The 395-nt window shown below is 60.5% G+C and carries 1 protein-coding gene; it reads left to right on the forward strand.

Annotation, left to right across the window (positions count from 1 at the left end):
* The coding region (locus FNX44_RS27780; RefSeq protein ID WP_228450360.1) for a glycosyltransferase family 2 protein at positions 1 to 361 on the forward strand (361 nt) is incomplete at its 5' end.
* Positions 362 to 395: the final 34 nt, after the last annotated feature.

Consider the following 395-nt stretch of genomic DNA (forward strand, 5'->3'; position numbering starts at 1 on the left):
CCTTCCCAATCGCGGCATGAACAACGAGGCCCGCATCAAGGGATACCGCGATGACGTGGGTTTCCTGGGGACCAGCTGCATGTTCCTTGCCCGTGACCTGTTCGAGCGTCTGGAAGGCTTCGATGTGTTCTACGACCCTACGTGCTTCGAAGACACGGACATCTGCTTCCAGGTGAAGAAGGCTGGTTATTCGGTGGCGTTCCGTGACCTGGCCGGTGTCCGTCACCAGCCGCACCAGACTACCGGCGCCAGCGAGGGCAGCGAGCGCTACAAGCAGCTGTTCAACCGCAACGCAGCCTACTTCCGCGACAAGTGGAAGGGGTATCCGGAGTTCTTCGTGGACCTCAAGTCCTGGCATTGAGCGAGGCACAGACGGCAATGGGGTGGGGCAAGGT

Source organism: Streptomyces alkaliterrae, from assembly GCF_007097205.2.
GTDB classification, from domain to species: Bacteria; Actinomycetota; Actinomycetes; order Streptomycetales; family Streptomycetaceae; genus Streptomyces; species Streptomyces alkaliterrae.